The organism is Guptibacillus sedimenti (assembly GCF_028610665.1).
GTDB classification, from domain to species: domain Bacteria; phylum Bacillota; class Bacilli; order Bacillales; family Guptibacillaceae; genus Guptibacillus; species Guptibacillus sedimenti.
Window position 1 is genome coordinate 46,756 of record NZ_JAQQWV010000003.1, and the last position, 20,865, is coordinate 67,620.

The window sequence follows — 20,865 nt, forward strand, 5'->3', positions numbered from 1 at the left end:
GGTGCAGGCATGATTCCAAAAAGACAAATGAAAGGGTTAACCCCTTACAAGCCAGGTAAACCGATTGAAGAAGTAAAGAAAGAACTTGGTCTCAAACAAGTAATTAAGCTTGCTTCAAATGAAAATCCATTTGGTTCTTCTCAAAGTGTGAAAGATGCGATTGAAAAAGAATTGTCGCAATTACACATTTATCCAGATGGTTATGCAGCTTCTCTCCGGACTGAGGTAGCAAATCATCTTAACGTAAATGAAGATCAGCTCGTTTTTGGTAATGGATCAGATGAAGTCGTTCAAATTCTTTGCAGAACATATCTTGAAAAAGGAACTAACACGGTGATGGCTACACCAACTTTTCCGCAATACCGTCATAACGCGGTCATTGAAGATGCTGAGGTTCGTGAAGTTCCGTTAATCGATGGAAAGCATCAATTAAATGAGATGTTACAAGCTATTGATGAGAATACGCGAATCATTTGGGTTTGTTCACCTAATAATCCGACTGGAGAACACATTCCGGAGGATGAGCTATTTGCGTTTTTGAATAAGGTGCCAGAGCACGTGCTTGTGGTAATGGATGAAGCATACAAAGAATATGTGACCGCTACTGATTTTCCTGACACGCTTGCAACCCTTTCAAGATATAAAAATTTGGTCGTTTTACGTACGTTTTCTAAAGCTTACGGCATCGCTGCGTTGCGCGTTGGGTATGGTGTAGCTAACCCGGAAGTGATCGCATCAATTGAACCTTCCAGAGAACCGTTTAATACTTCCCGCGTCGCACAAGCTGCTGCAATTGCTGCCCTAAGAGACCAGCAATTTATAGAGATGTGTCGAGAAGAAAATGAGAAGGGTCGCGCTCTTTACTATGCTTTTTGTGAGCAATATGAATTATCTGTGTATCCTTCTCAAGGGAATTTTGTTCTTATCGATTTTGGTATTCCAGCAGATGAAGTATTTGACTATCTCATGAAGCATGGGTACATTGTCCGCTCTGGTTCAGCTCTCGGCTTTCCAACTTCAGCGCGAATAACCGTCGGATCAGAAGAGCAAAACAAGGAAATCATTGGCTGTCTATCTCAATTTCTTAATGACAAGAGAATGCGAAAGTCATGAGTAAAAATGTAGCAATCATCGGTCTTGGACTAATCGGAGGATCGATTGCTCTGGCAATTAAAGCAGGGCATCAGAACGCCATGATTACAGGGTTCGATGTGAATCAAAACCAGCTTGATCTTGCAAAAGCTCTTCGTGTTGTAGATGACACCGCTTCTTCTCTTGAAGAAGCGGTGCAAAAAGCAGACTATATCATGATCGCAGCTCCTGTCGTTCAAACAGAGCAAATCCTAGAACAACTTTCCTCAATAAAATTAAAGGATGGCGTCATCATATCGGATGTGGGGAGTACTAAACTTTCGATCGTAAGTCATGCGAAGAAAATTCTTAATCCTTCTATTACATTTATTGGTGGGCATCCGATGGCCGGCTCCCACAAAACGGGCGTGACAGCAGCAAAATCCCACCTGTTTGAGAATGCTTTTTATATTTTAACGCCAGACGATGCTGTCGATCGATCGAAACTACACGACTTAATGGACCTTTTAAGTTCTACCAATGCTACTTTTGTTGAGCTTGAAGCTAAGGAACATGATTATTTAGTCGGATTAATTAGTCATTTCCCGCATATTTTAGCTGCAAGTCTTGTGAATTTTGTTAGTGATCGAAATGATAGTCAGCGCTTTAACGTCGCAAGGTTTGCAGCTGGAGGGTTTCGAGACATTACGCGTATCGCATCAGCTAGTCCTGTGATGTGGCGTGACATTCTGTTGAGGAACAAAGATGTTTTACTTCAGATGACAGAAGACATGAAGTTAGAATTAGATAGAATTCAGGGCTATATTAAAGAAGAAAATGAGGACGGTATTTTTAATTATTTTTCGGGCGCGAAAGACTTTCGTGATGGATTACCTGTTCGCTCAAGAGGAGCGATACCGGCCTTTTATGATTTGTTCCTTGATGTACAGGATCAACCCGGTGTAATCGCTGCTGTTACGCAAAAACTCGCAAAGGAAGAAATTTCAATTACAAACATTCGAATCATTGAAACCCGAGAAGATATTATGGGTGTGCTTCGAGTAAGCTTTCGCTCAGAAACTGACCGTGATAATGCGAAAGTAATCCTGGATCGTGATTTTGAAACATATGTAGATGATAAATAAGGAGAACGTAACTATGGAAACAATAACGAAAGCGCACAGTCTTAAAGGAACAGTCGTGATACCTGGAGATAAATCAATATCCCACCGTGCGATCATGTTTGGTTCAATTGCTAATGGCACAACGCGGATTACGAACTTCCTTCCTGGAGCAGATTGTTTAAGTACCATTTCCTGTTTTAAACAGATGGGGGTTCGTATTGAACAAGATGGCGCATCTGTTGTTGTAGAAGGGCAAGGAATTGAAGGTCTTAAGGAACCTTCTCAGCTTCTCGATGTAGGAAATTCGGGTACTACATTTCGCTTAATGATGGGATTACTTGCGGGTCGTCCTTTTCACTCGGTTTTAGCGGGAGACGAGTCAATTGCTAAACGACCGATGAATCGTGTAACGGTTCCATTATCACAGATGGGTGCTGTCATTGATGGAAGAGAGCAGGGCACATTTGCACCAATCTCAATCCGAGGTGGCAATTTGAAAGGCATTACATATCAGTCGCCTGTCGCAAGTGCTCAGGTTAAATCAGGCATTCTTCTTGCTGGTTTACAAGCTGAAGGAGTTACGACTGTTTCTGAAACACACCGCTCCAGAAATCACACTGAAAATATGCTGGAAAGTTTCGGCGTAAGGGTTAAAAGAGATGGACTTTCAGTTAGTGTAGAAGGTGGTCAACAACTAACTGCTACGAATGTTGAAGTACCTGGAGATATTTCTTCAGCTGCCTTTTTCCTCGTAGCGGGGGCAATCGTTCCAAACAGCACAATAACCTTATTAAATGTGGGCATTAACGAAACAAGGTCCGGCATATTAGATGTTCTTGAACAAATGGGGGCAGCATTATCGATTAAAAATAGACGAGTAGTCAATCAAGAAGAAGTAGCAGATCTTACGATTTGTACGAGCGATCTTCGTGAAGCAGTCATTGAAGGGGATATCATTCCACGCTTAATTGATGAGTTGCCGATTATTGCGCTTCTTGCAACCCAGGCGAATGGAAAAACAATTATTCGCAATGCTGAAGAATTAAAAGTAAAAGAAACGAACCGCATAGATGCGGTGGTGGAAGCTTTGCAAACTTTAGGGGCATCGATTACTGGTACACCAGACGGCATGGTGATAGAAGGACCTACGCCACTTCATGGTGGGGAAGTTTCAAGTTTAGGTGATCATCGGATCGGTATGATGCTAGCTGTCGCTGGATGTATAACTGAAGGTGCTGTCGAGCTCGCATTACCTGATGCTATCAAAGTGTCATATCCTGATTTCTTTGACCATTTGAAGAAGCTAAAAGCAGGTTCCTAGGAACCTGCTGTTTGGTTTTTGTAACTGGAACTGCTGAATTTTTTAAAAAATACGCAAAATTTTCTAAAAAATCAGTTGATTTTATATGTTTTCCTGTTATACTAAACGTAGTAATGGTTTCTCTCCACTCCTATCCATATTTATTTTGTCCCTGTGTTTTGAAAGCGCTAACAAACGCTTTCTGCACAGGGAATTTTTTTCATTGGTCTTGATTAATAGATTTCCTCACTTCTAGACTTACTTATTTCAGGAATTTAGGCAATGAAGTTGAAGATGACGAAATTCTTGATTATGATGGAGGAGACCCATTCATTTCAGAGCTTTGTCGTAAATAACAGAAAGAGAATCATCCTTTACAGCTAAAATGAAGGGTGGCGCAAATAAAAAGAGTTTTTGCTTGGAGTCATCGAAATAAAATAAGTAGTGTTAGAAGGAGTTTTGGAACGTGGATCGTCTTAAACAGGCTGTCTCATTAATTGAGTCGGGAAATTTTGAAAAAGGTTTAACAGAACTAAAAGAAGTACGAAAAGAAGCTGATCATGAAAGCTTATATGATCTCTCCAACATTTACTACAGTCTTGGACTTATTGAAGATTCCAGAGACGTCGTAGAAGAGCTACTTATTCATTACCCAAATGAAGGTGAATTACTTGTACAGGCAGCGGAATGCTATGTTGATCTTGAACAAGAGCAGGATGCCATTGCTGCTTTAAATAAAATTGATGAAAACGATGCTGCGTATCCACCTGCCCTTCTCTTATTGGCGGATCTTTATCAAACGGAAGGGTTGGAAGAAGTTGCAGAGCAAAAACTGCTGGAAGCAAAGCGACTTTCTCCTGATGAACCGATCATCGATTTTGGACTTGGTGAATTTTATTTAACACAAGGTCATCATTTAAAGGCAGTTCCTTACTATGAAGCAGTTCTTGGAACCAAAGGAGAGCTTGCCAATGAAAATATTGAACTTCGATTGGCTGAAGCATTGAGCGGAAGTGGACAATTTGAAGATGCGCTTACTTACTATGAGAAGGGACTAGAGAACGCGCGTGAAATTAATGCACTGTTTGGTTATGGTTTTACGGCACTTCAAATCAATGAATACCGAAAAGCCATTAATGCGTTTAATGAGCTAAAAGAGCTAGATCCGCAGTATAGTACACTTTATCCTTATCTTGCCAAAGCTTATGAAGAAGAAGGTGCGATAGATGAAGCAATTGAGGTGCTAGCTCAAGGAATTAAATTTGATGAATTTAATGAGGAGCTATATATACAAGCTAGTAGGTTAACCTTTAAAACACACGATAATGCAAGCGGAGAACAGTATTTACGTGAATTACTAGCCATTAATCCAGCGCATATAGAAGCTGCGAAAACGCTAGCCGCCTATTTGAAGACAGAGGAACGGTATGAAGATATTTTGGATCTCTTGCGAAACATTGAAGAGGGAGAGCAAAGTGATCCATATCTTGATTGGTCAGCGGCAACAGCATATGCACAGGTTGAAGAGTATAAAGATGCCATAAAACGCTATGAAAATGCATATACTTATTTCAGACAGGATCCAATTTTTCTAGAGGAATATGGCGCCTTTTTAATTGAAGAAGGTAGAAGAGAAGAAGCAGTGAAAGCCTTCAAGCTTGCTCTAGAGCTAGACCCATCGCTCGTCCATCTTGAAGAAGAAATTTTGAGGTTTGATGAGGAAACTTTCAAAGAGGATTAAAGGTGAAGAAGGAAATGTATCTTCAATGACGAATTGTTAAATTAGGAAAATCTCAGGGAGGAATCGCTATGAGCAGCTCCGTTTCTGTCGTTGAAAAAAAAGACTTTCTGAAATGGTTTCTAAAGAAGTATCAGGTGAAGAAACGTGAATGTGTCTGGCTTTTGAATTATTTAATAAGTGATGAAGTGTTGATGGGGAATGTTCATTTCGTTGAGAACGCTGAATTTTGTCCAAAAGCGCTTGTGATTTCCACGCACTGTGTAGAAAATGCGCCTTTTCGTTTTTACAAACATAACATCATTACGACAGACCCTGAAAAGTCTTTTCATGACATTCGCCTGAATCAGGACGAGCCTATTTATATTCAGCTAAACTTCAAAAGTAAAAATGTTTCTCCTCACTACGTAGCTGTTTTAGAAGAAAATCCATTTTTACCGGAGAATATGGCAGCTGATAAAAAATATTCGTTTATGGCTGAAATGGTTCTCGACGAGTCATTCACACGTTTCAAAAAAGAATCCATTTTGAAACAAATTGATGAGGCACTGGATCGAAACGATGAAATAGCGTTTCTCCACTTAAGTAAGCAATTGAGTCATTTATAACCCCTGATTAATCAGGGGTTTTTTGTTTGCCTTAAGTATTTTGGAACGTGCGTTCTAGGAAAATCTTCAACACTTTATAAACAAATGATATACTAGAAAGAAATGCAAGACCTAGGGACAGCGAATGAATGACATTGAACAGATCGGCTTAATGAAAGGAGAGAAAGAGTTGATTCGAACCCTAGAATACGAGGATATTCCTCTCGTTAAAGAGATGCCTACGGGGATGGAAGATGATTACGTTATTCGTATCATACATAAACTAATGCAAGAAGAGAAGATGGTAGGATATTTCAAGAAGGAAATGCTTGTTGGTATTGCTGGCCTAACGATATTTGAAGGTGAAACTGCTGTCTTAGGTCGATTACGGACACATAGTGATTTTCGGAAAAAAGGAATCGCTTCAGAATTAATGAATACGTTGCAAATTGAGGCATTTGCCAACCCAGCTATTACCTGGGTTGGCTATGCAACAGAAGACTATAACAAGGGAGGTAACGGTATAGCGCCTCATTTGCAGATGCAACTTGAATCGCAAATTGTGTCTTCTCGTATAAGTCCACATACAATTATCGGACAAACCGTTACAAGGTCGTTTAATAGAGTGACAGAAGAGAATAAGAAGGCTACGATCGAAAAGTACTGGAAAGAGAGTGGTCAATCATTTTTTCCTTACTCGATATATTATCCACTTCCATACCTACCTCCTCTTTCTTCCACTTATCTTGAGCAAGTAGAGCTATTTGCTAACGATACGGGGGGATTTTTGCTGATGAAAGAAGAGAAAGGTGCTTCATATTTACATGTTAAGGTCTTAAATGAAACAACGCTTTATAGCAGGGAGATGTGGAAAATGGTTAACACTTATGCGATAGAAGAAGCAAGAACCATATGGATCGACTTGCCAATACAGCAGGCTAAGTGGCTAGAACCTTATTCTCACCAAACAACTTGGTGTTTATATGGACAAAAAAGGAGTTTATACAATGAAATGGACTGAAGCAGATATTGCATTATTTGAAAAAGAAAAAGAATATGTGGATACAGTCGTTCTTCCACTCGTTCCAATATCAATGACGAACAGTATGAAAACGATCGTATCAATGGGAGAGTATATCTCAATCATATCAAATGAACTAGAAAGACAATTAAAAGGTCGTCTTCTTTTGCTACCTGCCTATACCTATTTAATTTCAGAGGAACAAGCTTTTAAGACGGACCGCTTGAAAAAGATAGAGCAAGAATTGCATAAAGGAGGTATTAAACATATTATCACCTTAACTGCCGATGTAGAATGGAAACAGGTGGAGGATCAAATCTCGAGTGCTTTATTATGGATGCCGGCAATTCCACTTGAACATATGGATGAACAATACAAAATGGAAACGGTCTCAGCTCAGGTAAAGCAGGTTTTACAATTTGTAACAAATACGTGGCAAAGTAATATAAATAGTTGATTTGTGGCATGCTAAAGACCAATCCGAATATTGACAGAGCAAGACTGACTACGCTATCATAGGAATGTCCTAGTTATATGTGTGTACTATTATGTCCGGCTGGACTGACTTCATAGGATAGGGGGGAAACCAATGGCGAAGAAGAAGGAAGTAACAAGACGCCAATTTCTAAACTACAGCCTGACTGGTGTCGGCGGTTTTATGGCAGCAGGGATGCTAATGCCGATGGTTCGTTTTGCAATTGATCCATTGTTAAAAGAAGGAGCCAAGCAGGATTTTGTACCTGTTATGGACACTAGCGAGATTACGAACAAACCAGTTCGTAAAGAATTCAAAATTGACCAGGTAGATGGTTGGTATGAATCTGAAGTAACGCAATCCGCCTGGGTTTACAAAGATGAAAAAGACGAAATTGTCGCACTTTCACCTGTTTGTAAACACCTCGGATGTACAGTTGACTGGTCTTCAAATCCTGCATATCCTGATCAGTTTTTCTGCCCATGTCACGCGGGGCGTTATACGAAAGATGGTGTGAACGTTCCGGGTACACCACCATTAGCGCCGCTTGATGTTTACAACAAGAAAGTTGAAGATGGAAAACTTTACCTCGGAAAACCTGAACCACGTTAGGGGGCGTAATCTATGTTAAATAAAATCTATGATTGGGTAGATGAACGCTTAGATATTACGCCGATGTGGCGCGATATTGCAGATCACGAAGTGCCTGAGCACGTTAACCCGGCTCACCACTTTTCAGCGTTTGTTTATTGTTTTGGCGGTTTAACGTTTTTTATTACTGTGATCCAAATTTTGTCCGGGATGTTCTTAACAATGTATTATGTACCAGACATTGTTAACGCCTGGGAGTCTGTATACTACCTTCAGAATGAAGTAGCATTCGGACAAATTGTAAGAGGAATGCACCATTGGGGAGCCAGTCTCGTTATCGTTATGATGTTTCTACATACCCTTCGCGTATTCTTTACCGGCTCTTACAAAAAACCCCGTGAATTGAACTGGGTAGTTGGTGTATTGATTTTCTTCGTTATGCTTGGCTTAGGATTTACGGGATATCTCTTACCATGGGATATGAAAGCGCTATTTGCGACAAAAGTTGGTCTTGAAATTGCGGTAACAATTCCTGTTGTAGGTGAATGGGCAAAGACCCTTCTTGCAGGTGGAGAAATTATCGGAGCGCAAACTCTCGCACGATTCTTTGCGATTCACGTATTCTTCTTACCAGCTGCACTCCTAGGATTGCTTGCTGCTCACTTTATCATGATTCGTAAGCAGGGTATTTCTGGCCCTCTATAAGACGTATTTTAAAGAACTTATATTTAATTGACGACACAATTTTTTATACGAAGGAGGGGGACAGATGCATCGCGGAAAAGGAATGAAGTTTGTTGGCGACTCGCGTATCCCTGCGCAGAGAAAGCCTAACATTCCAAAAGATTATTCAGAGTACCCCGGCAAAACAGAAGCGTTTTGGCCGAACTTCTTGTTAAAAGAGTGGATGGTAGGTGCGGTATTCCTAATTGGGTATCTTGCTCTTACAATTGCCCATCCATCTCCGCTTGAGCGCGTAGCGGACCCTACTGATGCCACGTATACGCCGCTTCCTGACTGGTACTTTCTCTTTCTATACCAGCTCTTGAAGTACAAATTTGCGGCTGGTGACTATACACTTGTAGGTACAGTAATTATGCCAGGTCTTGCATTTGGCGCACTTCTTCTTGCTCCATGGCTTGATCCAGGTCCTGAAAGAAGACCTGCTAAGCGACCTGTAGCAACAGCGTTAATGCTTCTTGGTCTTATTTCAACGGTTTACCTAACATGGGAATCGGTTGTTACACATGACTGGGAGAAAGCAGCTAAGCAAGGGGAAATTGTTGAAGCTGAAGTAGACAAAGAAGCTGAAGGATATGCTATTTATTCAGGACAATCTTGTATTGGTTGTCACGGAGATAGTCTTCAAGGTGGATCCGGTCCATCACTTCTTGAAACAAAGCAAACAAAAGAATCTATTATGGATATTGCTGTGAACGGAATCGGCGGAATGCCAGCGAACGCCTTTAAAGGTTCTGACGAAGAACTTGAAAAGTTAGCTGACTTTATTGTTGAAACGTCTGAGGCAAATCAATAAAATGAAAAAAAGCTGACTGTTGCAGTCAGCTTTTTTTTCTGATTTAGCTTGAAGATACAACTTAAACTTCTAGTAAAGGAGATCAGGATGGTTTCTCAATTTTTTTATTTACTTAAGTCAAAACCTTTTCTCATATTGTTGCTTCTTATTAATATACCTGGAACAATATACGGTTATTATTGGTATGGCTGGCAACTAGCTGATACAGACCCGATTTTTTTATTGTTTGTGCCGGATAGTCCAACCGCTAGTCTTTTCTTTTGTTTCGTTTTATTAGCATTCCTTTTTAAGAAAAACTGGCCGCTCATGGAAGGACTAGCAGCCGTTACGCTATTTAAGTATGGAATCTGGGCGGTTGTGATGAATGCTCTTGTGATGATCGAAACTGGTCAACTATCTCCAATTGCAATCATGCTAATTCTTTCGCACTTAGGTATGGCAATTGAAGGATTGCTCTTTACCCCATTTTATAAAATAAAACGGTGGCATTTAGTGGCTGTAGCCATTTGGACATTACATAATGATGTGATTGATTATGTGTTTGGTCAAATGCCGCGATATTCGATCTTAAGCGAATACACATCACTAATCGGATATTTTACATTCTGGCTATCGGTAGTTTCACTTACGATTGTGTATTTCTTAGCCGTTCGAAAAGAACGGTTTAAGCTCTCGATCCAGTAAGGTCGGTGGTCTACTCTTGTCCATTTCTTCATACATTGAAGTAGGAAGAAGGAGGGACAGGAATGGGTAGACGATGGCTCCTATTAGTGTTGCTTTTCACGCTCCCGGTAAATGTACACGCTTCACAGGCCGATTCGAAACAAGTCTGGAATGACATAGCCGCAAATGTCCTGGAATTTGGAAAGCAAGAGAAGTTTGATCGATCAAAAATGATGTTAGAGGAATTTTCAACCGTTTTTCCCGGTGAACAGTCAAGTGAACTTTCGAATACTGAACTTAGGGTGATACTAAATACGCATGATCGTGCACTTAAAGCTGTAACATCTATGAAAAAAGCAAATGATCAGCGAATCCAGGCATTAACAGAATTTCGATTGGCGGTAGATGCTCTAGTTACGGAAGAACAGCCGATTTGGCATCAAACGGATGATCAGATTTTACCACTAATTCATGAGATGTCCACTGCTATTGAACACGGAGATGTAGATGTCTATAAAGCAAGTAAAGATCGTTTTTTAGGTAGTTACAGCACTATTCGACCTGCGATGGCAATTGATCTACCTCCTGAAACTCAGCAGCGTCTTGATTCTCATATCGCTTTTATCGAAAAGTACGCGTCAGAACGAAATACAGAATTATCTGGTCAGCTTGAAACGATGTATGATGATTTTAAAAACGCCTATGATCCATCTTATTCTGAAGAATCTTCTCTCATGTGGTTAATCGTCTCAATTGGCGGGATCATTATTTTCACATTGGTTTATGTTATTTATCGAAAGTATAAAGGAGAAAAAGAGACATTAAAAAGGAAACAGATGGATTAAATTTGAAGATCTTGTGAACCTGAAACTGTGTAATTGACTTTCAAGGTGAATTTGACTAAAATTGACGTTAATAAGAGTTTTAAAAAGCAATTACACATGTGATGGAGGAATGAAAATGGCTGGTTTTCTAATATACTTCGCGCTTTTGTTAATCATTCCACTCTGGGCACAGGGCAGAGTGAAGAGCGCCTATAAAAAATATTCCAAAGTTCCTAATTCTTCTGGAATGACTGGTGCTCAAGTAGCAAGAAAAATTCTTGATGAAAATGGGTTGTATTCAGTAGGGGTAGAAGAAGTACGAGGTCACCTTTCAGATCATTATGATCCACGTTCCAAAACGGTAAGACTTTCATCAGGAAACTTTCATGGGCATTCTGTAGCGGGTGCAGCTATAGCAGCGCACGAGGTAGGACATGCGATTCAGGATGAGCAAGACTATGCACCACTTCGGTTCCGTCATACGCTTGTTCCAGTAGCGAATCTTGGTTCAAACTTTAGCTATTTTGTCATTCTTGCTGGTATTCTCATGTCTTCTGCAAACTTTATATTGCTAGGGATTATCTTTATGAGTGCAGCTGTTTTGTTCCAGCTAGTAACGCTCCCGGTAGAATTTAATGCATCTAACAGAGCGATGGAACAAGTTGTATCCACTGGTGTGATTCGAAATGACGAAGAAAGAGAAACAAAGAAAGTATTGAATGCAGCCGCGTTAACATATGTAGCAGCAGCAGTTGTTGCGCTATTAGAATTGGTACGCTTTGTGTTTATCTTTATTGGAATGAACGAAGATTAATGAAAAATCTCGCCTAATGGCGAGATTTTTTTTGTTCATTTATTTTTTCTATTTGGCAATGAGGTTACTGTTCAATTGGATTTTTATTTTCATCAAGCGTAAACCCTTCACCTAGCACATCATGAACATCATTTACTGCGACAAATGCATGAGGGTCTACCTGTTTAATAATGTTTTTTAGGCGCACGATTTCATTACGTGCTACGACGCAATAGAGAATTTCTTTTTGTAATCCTGAGAAACTTCCTTTCCCGTTTAAGACGGTTGCGCCACGATCCATCTGGCTCATAATGGTATCCGCTATTTCTTTGTTATTCTCACTAATAATCATTGCAGCTTTTGCTGCGTATGCACCTTGCTGAATGAAGTCGATTACGCGAGCGGCTACAAAAACGGCTAAAAGCGTATACATGGCCTCTTTGTAATTAAGATAAACAAGTGATATGGCAATGACACAAAAATCAAAAACAAACATCGTTCTTCCCATACTCCATCCAACATATTTAGACCCAAGTCTTGCGATAATATCTACGCCGCCAGTTGTCCCTCCGTACCGAAAAATAATACCGAGTCCTACTCCTACGAAAACGCCTGCAAACAGAGCGGCAAGTGTTAGATCATCTTGTAGAGGTATTGAGAGCGCTGAATAATGCTGAAAGATCCATAGAAACAGAGATAAGGAAACGGTTCCAATAATCGTGTAAATAAATGCTTTTCGACCAAGTAGCTTCCAGCCAATGAGAAATAAGGGGATGTTAAGAACAAGATTCGAAATAGCTGGGTCGATATTGAATAGAAAATAGAGTAATAGTGTTATGCCAGTGAAACCACCTTCAGCTAGATTGTTTTCCATATTGAAATGCACAAGCCCAAATGCAAAAATCGCAGAGCCTAATAAAATGAAAAACACATTTTTTGTTCGTATACCTTCCATATTCGACACTCCTAACGTATGAACCAACAATCTACATTATAATCAAATACCGAGCAGACAGCAATTTCATTCTGTTATACTCGCTATAAGTTAATGAGAGGAATTCGTGTGAAACATTTGTCAAATGTTCTTCTTTTAGCTAACATAAGAATTGATGTGAAAGGTGGAATGGTTCGTGTCTGAACGCACAATATATGAAATGCAAGAAGAGGTAGATCAATACATAAGTCAATTTAAAGAAGGATACTTTAGTCCACTTGCCATGCTTGCCAGAATGACAGAAGAACTTGGTGAGTTAGCACGTGAAATTAATCATTACCATGGTGAAAAACCAAAAAAGAATTCGGAAGAAGAACGGACCATTGAAGATGAAATGGGCGATCTTTTATTTGTGCTTACTTGTTTTGCGAATTCGTTAGATATAGATCTTGATGAAGCATTTGGAAGAGTGATGAATAAGTTTCAAACACGAGATAAAGATCGTTGGACAAAAATCGAGAAGGAGAGTGGCGACTGATGCAAGAAGTGAAAATTGTGATTGCAGGACCAAGAGGGAATATGGGGATGGAAGCAGTAAAACTTGTCGATCGAACAGCGCATTTCACGTTAACTGCTGTTGTGGACCGTAAATCGTCTGGACAAACGGTGGCAGATATTAGTGGCCTACCATCACTAAATTCACCTATCTATACGGATCTAGATCAATGTTTATCTGAAGTAGAATGTGACGTTTTGATTGACTTAACAACGCCTGAACATGGAAAAAAGCATATGCAAATTGCTTTTAATCATGGAGTCCGACCCGTAGTAGGAACAACAGGATTTTCAAATGAAGATGTGGACGAACTATCAAGAACGGCAGCAGAAAAAGAGTTAGGTGCGATTATTGCTCCTAACTTTGCAATCGGTGCTGTGTTAATGATGAAATTTGCTACTATGGCAGCTAAATATTTCTCTGATGTTGAGATTATTGAGCAACATCATGACCGAAAACTTGATGCCCCATCTGGAACGGCAGTAAAAACTGCAAAAATGATTTCAGAAGTAAGGGAAGAAAAGAAGCAGGGGCATGAAGACGAACGAGAGGACCTTGCTGGAGCACGTGGTGCAGATTATGAAGGCATGAGAATTCATAGCGTTCGCTTGCCAGGTCTTGTTGCCCACCAAGAAGTTCTTTTTGGAGGCGAAGGACAAACATTGAAAATTCGTCATGACTCAATGAACAGAGCGTCCTTTATGCCAGGTGTACAGCTTGCTGTTGAAACGGTTTTGAAAATCGATCAGCTTGTTTACGGTCTTGAAAATATAATGGAGTAGGGGATGTTCTCATGAAAATCGCTTTAATCGCGCACGATAAGAAAAAAGACGATCTTGTTCGTTTTACACTAGCTTATAAAATGATTTTAGATCCACACGACCTATATGCGACTGGGACAACTGGAAAGCGAATCATAGATGAAACTGGTTTAAACGTGCATCGTTACCAATCTGGTCCTCTTGGTGGGGATCAGCAAATTGGTGCAATGATTGCAGAGAATGATATGGATGCAGTGATTTTCTTTCGAGATCCCCTAACAGCACAGCCGCATGAGCCAGATATTACAGCACTCATTAGACTATGTGATGTTTATGATATCCCGCTAGCAACAAATATGGGCAGTGCGGAAATACTTGTACACGCCCTGGCAAGGGGAGAATTGGATTGGAGAGAAATTGTACATGGAAGAAATAATACTTGATATACTTGCGTTTGGTGCCCACGCAGATGATGTTGAAATTGGGATGGGTGGCACACTAAAGAAATTCGCTGAAGAAGGCAGGACGACAGGCATTTGTGATTTAACAGAGGCTGAACTTTCTTCAAACGGTACTGTTTTCACTCGACATCACGAAGCCCAGCATGCAGCTGAAATTTTGTCGGTCACAACGCGTTTAAATATGAAATTTCCTGATCGTGGATTGTGTATTTCAGATGATAAGCTTTCAGCACTAGTTAAAATCATACGCAAGAAAAAGCCGCGGATTGTTTTTGTCCCTTACTCAGAAGATCGCCACCCCGATCATGGTCATGCAGCTCGATTAGTGGAAGAAGCCGTTTTTTCAGCGGGCATTCGAAAATATCATCCACAATTAGGAGATGCTCATAAAGTAAGTCAAATCTATTATTACTTTATTAACGGATTCCATCGTCCTCAATTTACGATTAACATCAGTAATCAAATTGAGGCAAAAAGACAATCGCTTGAAGCGTATGAGAGTCAATTTACTCTCACGCCCGATAGTGTATCCACTCCTTTAACAAATGGGTACGTTGATAAAGTGATTCATCGAGAATATTTATATGGTAAAGAGTCAGGAGTAGAATATGCAGAAGGGTTTATTGCGAAGAACCTGCTGTCCCTGGAAGAATTTCCGTTAGGAGAAAGACGATGACATTAAAAATAGGGATTACTTGTTACCCAACTGTGGGGGGATCTGGCGTTATTGCGACAGAACTTGGAAAGATGATGGCTGAAAAGGGGCATGAAGTTCACTTTATCACAAGTAGCGTTCCATTCCGCCTGGATACGTTCCACCCCAACATTTATTTTCACGAAGTTGAAGTCAACCAATATGCTGTTTTCCGTTATCCTCCGTATGATTTAACACTTGCTAGTAAAATGGCAGAGGTGATTCAACGAGAAAACCTTGATCTCCTTCATGTTCACTATGCTGTTCCGCATGCTGTTTGTGCTTTCCTCGCGAAAGAAATGGTTGGAGGAGATATTAAAATTGTTACAACCCTGCACGGAACAGATATTACAGTACTTGGATATGATCCGTCGTTAACACAACTAATTCGATTTGGTATTGAAAAATCTGATCGCGTTACAGCTGTATCAAACGATCTCGTTGATCAAACACACCGATTACTTGAAACAGACAAACCGATTGACACGGTATATAACTTTGTAGATGAACGCATTTATTATCCAAAACCTCCCGCAGACTTGAAGAAAAGTTACGGCATTACGGAAGAGGAAAAGGTTATTGTTCACATTTCGAATTTTAGAGCGGTAAAACGCGTTCCTGACGTCATTAAGGTCTTTCACCGCATCCAAAAAGAAATGCCTGCAAAGCTATTGCTCATTGGTGATGGCCCTGAAATTCAAGTTGCCTGTCGACTCGTAAACGATTTAGGGTTAAAAGAGAAAGTGAAGTTTCTCGGTAAACAAGAAAATGTAGCTGAAATTCTCTCTATCTGTGATTTGAAATTATTGTTATCTGAAAAAGAGAGTTTTGGTTTAGTTGCTCTTGAAGCGATGGCCTGTGGCGTACCTGCAATCGGAACGAACATAGGCGGAATTCCGGAAGTCATTGAACATGAGGTGAACGGGTTTATAGCAGAAGTTGGTGAGATAGACATCATCTCCGCTTATGCTGTGCAGTTACTATCGAATAAAGAGTTGCATAACCAAATGAGTTCGGCCGCGGTTAAAGCCGTTCAAACTAGATTTGCTTCCCAACGCATTTTAGAACAGTATGAGGCGATTTATTATAAAACGCTTCAGGGGGCACTTACTTGATTAGACTAACGGGTAGAGCTTATGAATGTTGTCTTGAGGTGCTACAACTTCTGAAGGACGCCGGACATGAAGCGTATATTGTTGGTGGCGCAGTGAGAGATGCGATACTAGGTTTACCTGTTTCTGACTTTGATCTTGCCTCTTCAGCTAAACCTGAAGAAATCATGGCTAGTTTTCATACAGTCATTCCAACAGGGATCGATCATGGAACGGTTACTGTTATTCATCATGGGTTTTCATACGAGATAACAACATTTAGAACTGATGTGTCTTATGATGATTTTAGGCATCCAAACGCGGTTTCTTTCTTAGGTTCAATAGAGGAAGATCTCGCGAGGCGTGACTTCACTATGAATAGCCTGGCGCTTTCAATAGATGGAACACTTATCGACCTATATAGTGGACAAGAGGATCTTAAAAATCGTCTCATTCGTACGGTTGGTAATCCAGATGAACGATTTCAAGAAGATGCGTTACGGATGATAAGAGCCCTTCGATTTCAAAGCACGCTTAACTTTACACTTGACCAACAAACGGAACAAGCGTTAAAGAAACAAGCGGATTTGCTTCAATATGTTGCAATTGAAAGAATTCAAATGGAGTTCAGCAAACTACTAGCTGGAAAAGCTGTACACCAAGCACTTCATGCACTTGTCCAGGCAAATGTTCATCTCGTTTTACCAGAACTTCAAGAAATTGAGCAATCGTTTGATGAAATTCCTTTTTTGGTGAACTTAACGACAGAAATAGAGCGGTGGGCGTGGCTATCTTCTACAACTGAAAAGCCGAGTCAATTTTTAAAAAAGTGGCGTTTGTCAAATCGGATTATTAAAGAAGTGGAGCATCTTTTAGTAAATGTAAAAAATGCACAAGATAAAGGGTGGAATAAGGAAACCGTTTATTATGCACTTCCAGAAGTGAAGTCATGTGAGAGACTTCGATCAGTGTTTGAAAAGCGTCGTCCATTTCTTGAAAGTGTGGAACAAATCACTTCAGACCTTGCGATAACCTCCTCCAAAATGCTTGCTGTGACAGGGGAGGACCTCATTCACTGGAGAGAACGCTCTCCAGGACCGTGGGTTGGTGAGGCTCTAAAGCAAATTGAGCTAGCCGTAATCAATGATGATATTAAAAATGAGAAATCCAGCATTAGAAGGTGGCTTAAACAGTGGCAGACTCAATAAGGCAGCGCCTGCTGCAAATGCTTGAAGAGCATGCAGAAAACTACGTTTCAGGTCAAATGATAAGTGAAACGCTCAATGTATCTCGGACAGCTATTTGGAAACACGTTTCAGAACTTAGGAAAAACGGCTACGAAGTTGAAGCAGTTCAAAAAAAAGGTTATCGAATCGTTTCCAGACCGGATATGCTTAGTAAAGAAGAAATTGCTCTTAAGCTAACGACCAATTTTCTAGGGAAAACCATATATACGTATCCTACTGTCGAATCAACTCAGTTTATTGCACATGATTTAGCCCATCGAGGAGCTTCGGATGGCACCATCATTGTAGCTGATGAACAAACAGCAGGAAAGGGAAGACTTGGTCGCTCCTGGCACTCTCCTAGTGGGAGCGGGATCTGGACAAGTATTATTTTGCGTCCCAAACTCCCACCTCAGAGGGCACCACAGTTTACACTGATTGCTGCGGTTAGCGTGGTGCATGCGATTCGTAAGCAAACGGGACTTGAAGCAGAAATTAAGTGGCCGAATGATATTTTAATTGATGGAAAAAAAGTTGTGGGCATACTTACAGAACTTCAGGCTGAAGCAGATCAAATTAAGTCAATCATTATTGGGATGGGCATTAATGTAAATGCGAGCAAAGAAGATTTTCCGGATGAGTTAACGACCGCAACTTCACTTAAGATTGAGTCTGGCAGGGATATAACCCGTTCTGCCCTTCTAGCTGCCATATTAAATGAACTCGAAACGCTCTATGAAGAATATCTAAACAATGGATTTAGGATGATCAAACTTCTATGGGAAAGCTATGCAGTTAGTCTAGGTCGAAAAATAAAGGCAAGAACGTTAAATGGCGTTATCGAAGGCCTTGCAAAAGGGATTACAGAAGAAGGCGTTCTGCTTTTAGAAGATGAAAGTGGGAAGATGCACTATATTTATTCTGCAGATATTGAAATCTGTTAACGATTGTGTCATATTTTCTGCTATACTAACATGTGTAAGGGCGGTATCTGATTAGAGCCGCACCATTTATTCTTACTAAAATAATAGTCTGCCTTGATCCGTATGGACTGGGACAGAGGGATAAAACCGATAAAGTAATCTCCTAACGTGGAGTTTTGCGGCAAGTCTATGCGTACATAGACTGATGGGATACCCCTGTCTGCTGCATTTCCATGTTAGGAGGTTTTTTGTGCGGTGAAATGTTCCTCTAAAAAAAGGAGGAAAAAGATGAAAACGACAAGCGATTTTAAAAAGATGAAAGTAAACAAAGAGCCAATTGTGATGATAACCGCATATGATTATCCTTCAGCAAAACTAGCAGAAGCAGCAGGGATGGATCTCTTGTTAGTAGGTGATTCTGTAGGCATGGTGGCACTTGGGTACGATTCAACTGTACCGGTTACGATGGATGATATGGTTCTTCATACGAAAGCAGTAAAACGTGGAGCGCCTCATACATTTGTAGTAACAGATTTGCCCTTCCTTACCTATCATAGTAGTTTTCAAGAAACGCTTGCACATGCAGGAAGACTTATGCAAGAAGCTGGGGCTCATGCAGTTAAGCTTGAAGGCGGTGGAGAAGTTATTTCACAAGTAAGAAAGTTAACTACAGCAGGTGTACCGGTTATGGGACATTTAGGGCTAACACCACAATCTGTAGGCGTATTAGGCGGCTATAAAGTACAGGCAAAAGAATCTGATAGTGCCGCATTACTCGTTAGAGAAGCAAAAGCAATAGAAGAAGCAGGAGCCTTTGCGCTTGTATTGGAATGTGTCCCTCAACAGCTAACGGAAGTTGTGGCATATGAGCTTTCAATTCCAGTCATTGGCATTGGAGCGGGTGTTCAGGCAGATGGGCAAGTTCTCGTTTATCACGATGTGATCGGTTATGGTACAGGTCATGTACCTAAATTTGTGAAGCAGTATAGTCATGTTTCAAACGTTATTTCGAAGGCGATTGGTGAGTATGTTGCAGAAGTGAAAGAACGTCAATTTCCAGAGCAAAAGCACTCGTTTAATATGAAGGAAGAGCAGCTATCAGGGATGTACGGAGGGACGAGATCATGAGAATCATAACGACGATCAACGAAATGCAGACTTTTTCTAAAAAAACGTTAAGATCGGGCAAGACGATTGGCTTTGTACCTACGATGGGTTATCTTCATGAAGGACATATGAGTCTTGTTGAAGAAGCGTTAAAACAAAATGATTGCGTTATCATGAGCATATTTGTAAATCCTTTGCAATTTGGTCCGAATGAAGATTTTGATCGCTATCCGAGAGATTTGAAGCGCGATGAACAACTTGCGAAACAGGCGGGAGTAGACATCCTATTCTATCCAAATGTGAAAGAGATGTATCCAAAAGAACGTACCACACGATTAACCGTTCAAGAACGTGTGGATACATTATGTGGTGAAGCAAGGCCAGGCCATTTTGATGGCGTAGCTACCGTTGTTATGAAATTGCTTCAGATCGTTCTCCCAGATCGCGCTTACTTTGGTATGAAAGATGCTCAGCAAGTAGCCGTGATAAAAGGGCTTGTGGAGGATTTTAACGTTCCCGTTGAAATCGTACCGTGTCCAATTATCCGAGAGGAAGATGGGCTTGCGAAAAGCTCGCGTAATGTATATTTAACGCCTACTGAACGAGAAGAGGCCATTCAGTTGTCAAGAAGTCTTGATGCTGCAGCAAATGCGATTGAGCGAGGGGAAACGAATCCAGTACGTATTAAAGAAATGATTATTTCTTATTTAAACCAAACATCTGGAGTGATTGATTATGTTGAAGTTCTTTCATATCCAGCGTTAGAAGCCATTGATGTGATGAAAGAAAACATCATTGTAGCGGTGGCTGTTCAATTTACTGCTGCACGACTTATAGATAACAAGGTTACAACTAGAAATGAAATTGCGATAGGAGTGTAGAAGATGTTTGTAACAATGATGAAGGGTAAAATTCATCGTGCCCGTGTAACGGAAGCTAATTTAAACTATGTGGGAAGCATTACAATAGACGAGGACATTATTGAAGCTGTAGGCATGCTTCCGAATGAGAAAGTTCAAATTGTAAATAATAATAATGGTGCAAGGTTAGAAACTTATATTATTCCTGGTGAAAGAGGATCAGGAGTTGTTTGTTTAAATGGAGCAGCTGCACGACTTGTTCAAGAAGGAGACGTCGTGATTATTGTTGCTTACGCTATGATGAGTGAGGAAGAAGCGAAACAATATTCGCCGCGCGTAGCCATTATGAATGAGCATAATACGATCGTTGATATGATTGGGCTAGAGCCTGAAGCAACAATTTTATAAGAAAATGCTCTGGACTTTGTCCAGGGCATTTTTTTGAAGGGTGATATGGAAAGTTCTTTTCCCATGCGTGCTCTCAGATATAGAACGCTTCCTTCTAACCCAAAGCGGGACTATGTTTTA

24 protein-coding genes are annotated in these 20,865 nt (G+C 40.4%); 23 read left to right on the forward strand and 1 reads right to left on the reverse strand.

The genetic code is table 11. The features are described 5' to 3' along the window. Nucleotides 1-9: 9 nt before the first annotated feature. The 13 genes from hisC (at nt 10) to PQ578_RS14755 (ending at nt 11,745) form a co-directional block, all read left to right on the forward strand. Nucleotides 10-1,113 (forward strand): histidinol-phosphate transaminase, encoded by a 1,104-nt coding sequence (hisC, locus tag PQ578_RS14695; protein WP_273835064.1) that lies wholly within the window; start codon nt 10-12, stop codon nt 1,111-1,113. Continuing rightward, on the forward strand, nt 1,110-2,216 hold the full coding sequence (locus PQ578_RS14700; RefSeq protein ID WP_273835065.1) for a prephenate dehydrogenase: 1,107 nt from the start codon (nt 1,110-1,112) through the stop codon (nt 2,214-2,216). The genes hisC and PQ578_RS14700 overlap by 4 nt, the downstream gene beginning before the upstream one ends. A 13-nt stretch (nt 2,217-2,229) precedes the next feature. Further along, the gene (gene aroA, locus PQ578_RS14705) at nt 2,230-3,516 is read left to right on the forward strand and encodes a 3-phosphoshikimate 1-carboxyvinyltransferase (RefSeq protein WP_273835066.1); all 1,287 of its coding nucleotides are present in this window, start codon (nt 2,230-2,232) and stop codon (nt 3,514-3,516) included. A gap of 445 nt (nt 3,517-3,961) precedes the next feature. Beyond that, nucleotides 3,962-5,236, forward strand: coding sequence for a tetratricopeptide repeat protein (locus PQ578_RS14710; RefSeq protein ID WP_273835067.1), 1,275 nt, complete (start codon nt 3,962-3,964; stop codon nt 5,234-5,236). Nucleotides 5,237-5,304: 68 nt separating this feature from the next. Further along, nucleotides 5,305-5,841, forward strand: coding sequence for a ReoY family proteolytic degradation factor (locus PQ578_RS14715; protein WP_098443960.1), 537 nt, complete (start codon nt 5,305-5,307; stop codon nt 5,839-5,841). A 124-nt stretch (nt 5,842-5,965) separates the two neighbouring features. Further along, entirely contained in the window at nt 5,966-6,841 is an 876-nt protein-coding gene (locus PQ578_RS14720) for a GNAT family N-acetyltransferase (RefSeq protein ID WP_273835068.1), read from the forward strand. Then, a complete protein-coding gene (locus tag PQ578_RS14725) occupies nt 6,828-7,298 on the forward strand; it encodes a YpiF family protein (protein WP_273835069.1) in 471 nt (156 codons plus the stop codon). Before PQ578_RS14720 ends, PQ578_RS14725 begins: the two co-directional genes overlap by 14 nt. A gap of 132 nt (nt 7,299-7,430) precedes the next feature. After that, nucleotides 7,431-7,928 carry a ubiquinol-cytochrome c reductase iron-sulfur subunit gene (locus PQ578_RS14730; RefSeq protein ID WP_159782831.1) on the forward strand — a complete coding sequence of 166 codons (498 nt, stop codon included), beginning with the start codon at nt 7,431-7,433 and terminating at the stop codon, nt 7,926-7,928. A 12-nt stretch (nt 7,929-7,940) separates the two neighbouring features. Continuing rightward, entirely contained in the window at nt 7,941-8,612 is a 672-nt protein-coding gene (gene qcrB / locus PQ578_RS14735; protein ID WP_098443956.1) for a menaquinol-cytochrome c reductase cytochrome b subunit, read from the forward strand. A 64-nt stretch (nt 8,613-8,676) separates the two neighbouring features. After that, the gene (locus tag PQ578_RS14740) at nt 8,677-9,444 is read left to right on the forward strand and encodes a menaquinol-cytochrome c reductase cytochrome b/c subunit (RefSeq protein ID WP_098443955.1); all 768 of its coding nucleotides are present in this window, start codon (nt 8,677-8,679) and stop codon (nt 9,442-9,444) included. Nucleotides 9,445-9,531: 87 nt separating this feature from the next. After that, complete coding sequence (lhaT, locus tag PQ578_RS14745) at nt 9,532-10,128, forward strand: lipoprotein heptaprenylglyceryl N-acetyltransferase LhaT (protein ID WP_273835070.1); 597 nt, start codon at nt 9,532-9,534, stop codon at nt 10,126-10,128. Between the two features lie 62 nt (nt 10,129-10,190). Then, complete coding sequence (locus tag PQ578_RS14750) at nt 10,191-10,952, forward strand: sporulation protein YpjB (protein WP_273835071.1); 762 nt, start codon at nt 10,191-10,193, stop codon at nt 10,950-10,952. 115 nt (nt 10,953-11,067) lie between these two features. After that, the gene (locus tag PQ578_RS14755; RefSeq protein WP_098443952.1) at nt 11,068-11,745 is read left to right on the forward strand and encodes a zinc metallopeptidase; all 678 of its coding nucleotides are present in this window, start codon (nt 11,068-11,070) and stop codon (nt 11,743-11,745) included. A gap of 64 nt (nt 11,746-11,809) precedes the next feature. On the opposite strand, the gene PQ578_RS14760 is transcribed toward PQ578_RS14755, so the two are convergent. Next, a complete protein-coding gene (locus tag PQ578_RS14760) occupies nt 11,810-12,679 on the reverse strand; it encodes a YitT family protein (RefSeq protein ID WP_098443951.1) in 870 nt (289 codons plus the stop codon). A 199-nt stretch (nt 12,680-12,878) separates the two neighbouring features. On the opposite strand from PQ578_RS14760, the gene PQ578_RS14765 reads away from it, so the two are divergent. From PQ578_RS14765 to panD, 10 genes are all read left to right on the forward strand, one after another. Then, nucleotides 12,879-13,196: a nucleotide pyrophosphohydrolase gene (locus PQ578_RS14765; protein WP_202407199.1), complete on the forward strand. Its 318-nt coding sequence runs from the start codon at nt 12,879-12,881 to the stop codon at nt 13,194-13,196. Continuing rightward, complete coding sequence (gene dapB / locus PQ578_RS14770) at nt 13,196-13,996, forward strand: 4-hydroxy-tetrahydrodipicolinate reductase (protein ID WP_273835074.1); 801 nt, start codon at nt 13,196-13,198, stop codon at nt 13,994-13,996. Before PQ578_RS14765 ends, dapB begins: the two co-directional genes overlap by 1 nt. An 11-nt stretch (nt 13,997-14,007) precedes the next feature. Beyond that, on the forward strand, nt 14,008-14,418 hold the full coding sequence (gene mgsA / locus PQ578_RS14775) for a methylglyoxal synthase (protein ID WP_098443948.1): 411 nt from the start codon (nt 14,008-14,010) through the stop codon (nt 14,416-14,418). Further along, a complete protein-coding gene (bshB1, locus tag PQ578_RS14780; protein ID WP_273835075.1) occupies nt 14,399-15,112 on the forward strand; it encodes a bacillithiol biosynthesis deacetylase BshB1 in 714 nt (237 codons plus the stop codon). The genes mgsA and bshB1 overlap by 20 nt, the downstream gene beginning before the upstream one ends. Further along, nucleotides 15,109-16,245 carry an N-acetyl-alpha-D-glucosaminyl L-malate synthase BshA gene (gene bshA / locus PQ578_RS14785; protein WP_224880740.1) on the forward strand — a complete coding sequence of 379 codons (1,137 nt, stop codon included), beginning with the start codon at nt 15,109-15,111 and terminating at the stop codon, nt 16,243-16,245. The genes bshB1 and bshA overlap by 4 nt, the downstream gene beginning before the upstream one ends. Further along, the gene (locus PQ578_RS14790; protein ID WP_273835077.1) at nt 16,242-17,429 is read left to right on the forward strand and encodes a CCA tRNA nucleotidyltransferase; all 1,188 of its coding nucleotides are present in this window, start codon (nt 16,242-16,244) and stop codon (nt 17,427-17,429) included. The genes bshA and PQ578_RS14790 overlap by 4 nt, the downstream gene beginning before the upstream one ends. Then, on the forward strand, nt 17,414-18,391 hold the full coding sequence (locus PQ578_RS14795; RefSeq protein WP_160919003.1) for a biotin--[acetyl-CoA-carboxylase] ligase: 978 nt from the start codon (nt 17,414-17,416) through the stop codon (nt 18,389-18,391). Before PQ578_RS14790 ends, PQ578_RS14795 begins: the two co-directional genes overlap by 16 nt. 267 nt (nt 18,392-18,658) lie before the next feature. Next, the gene (panB, locus tag PQ578_RS14800) at nt 18,659-19,498 is read left to right on the forward strand and encodes a 3-methyl-2-oxobutanoate hydroxymethyltransferase (RefSeq protein ID WP_273835079.1); all 840 of its coding nucleotides are present in this window, start codon (nt 18,659-18,661) and stop codon (nt 19,496-19,498) included. Beyond that, a complete protein-coding gene (gene panC / locus PQ578_RS14805; protein ID WP_273835081.1) occupies nt 19,495-20,358 on the forward strand; it encodes a pantoate--beta-alanine ligase in 864 nt (287 codons plus the stop codon). The genes panB and panC overlap by 4 nt, the downstream gene beginning before the upstream one ends. Nucleotides 20,359-20,361: 3 nt before the next feature. Continuing rightward, entirely contained in the window at nt 20,362-20,745 is a 384-nt protein-coding gene (gene panD / locus PQ578_RS14810; RefSeq protein WP_273835084.1) for an aspartate 1-decarboxylase, read from the forward strand. Nucleotides 20,746-20,865 lie beyond the last annotated feature (120 nt).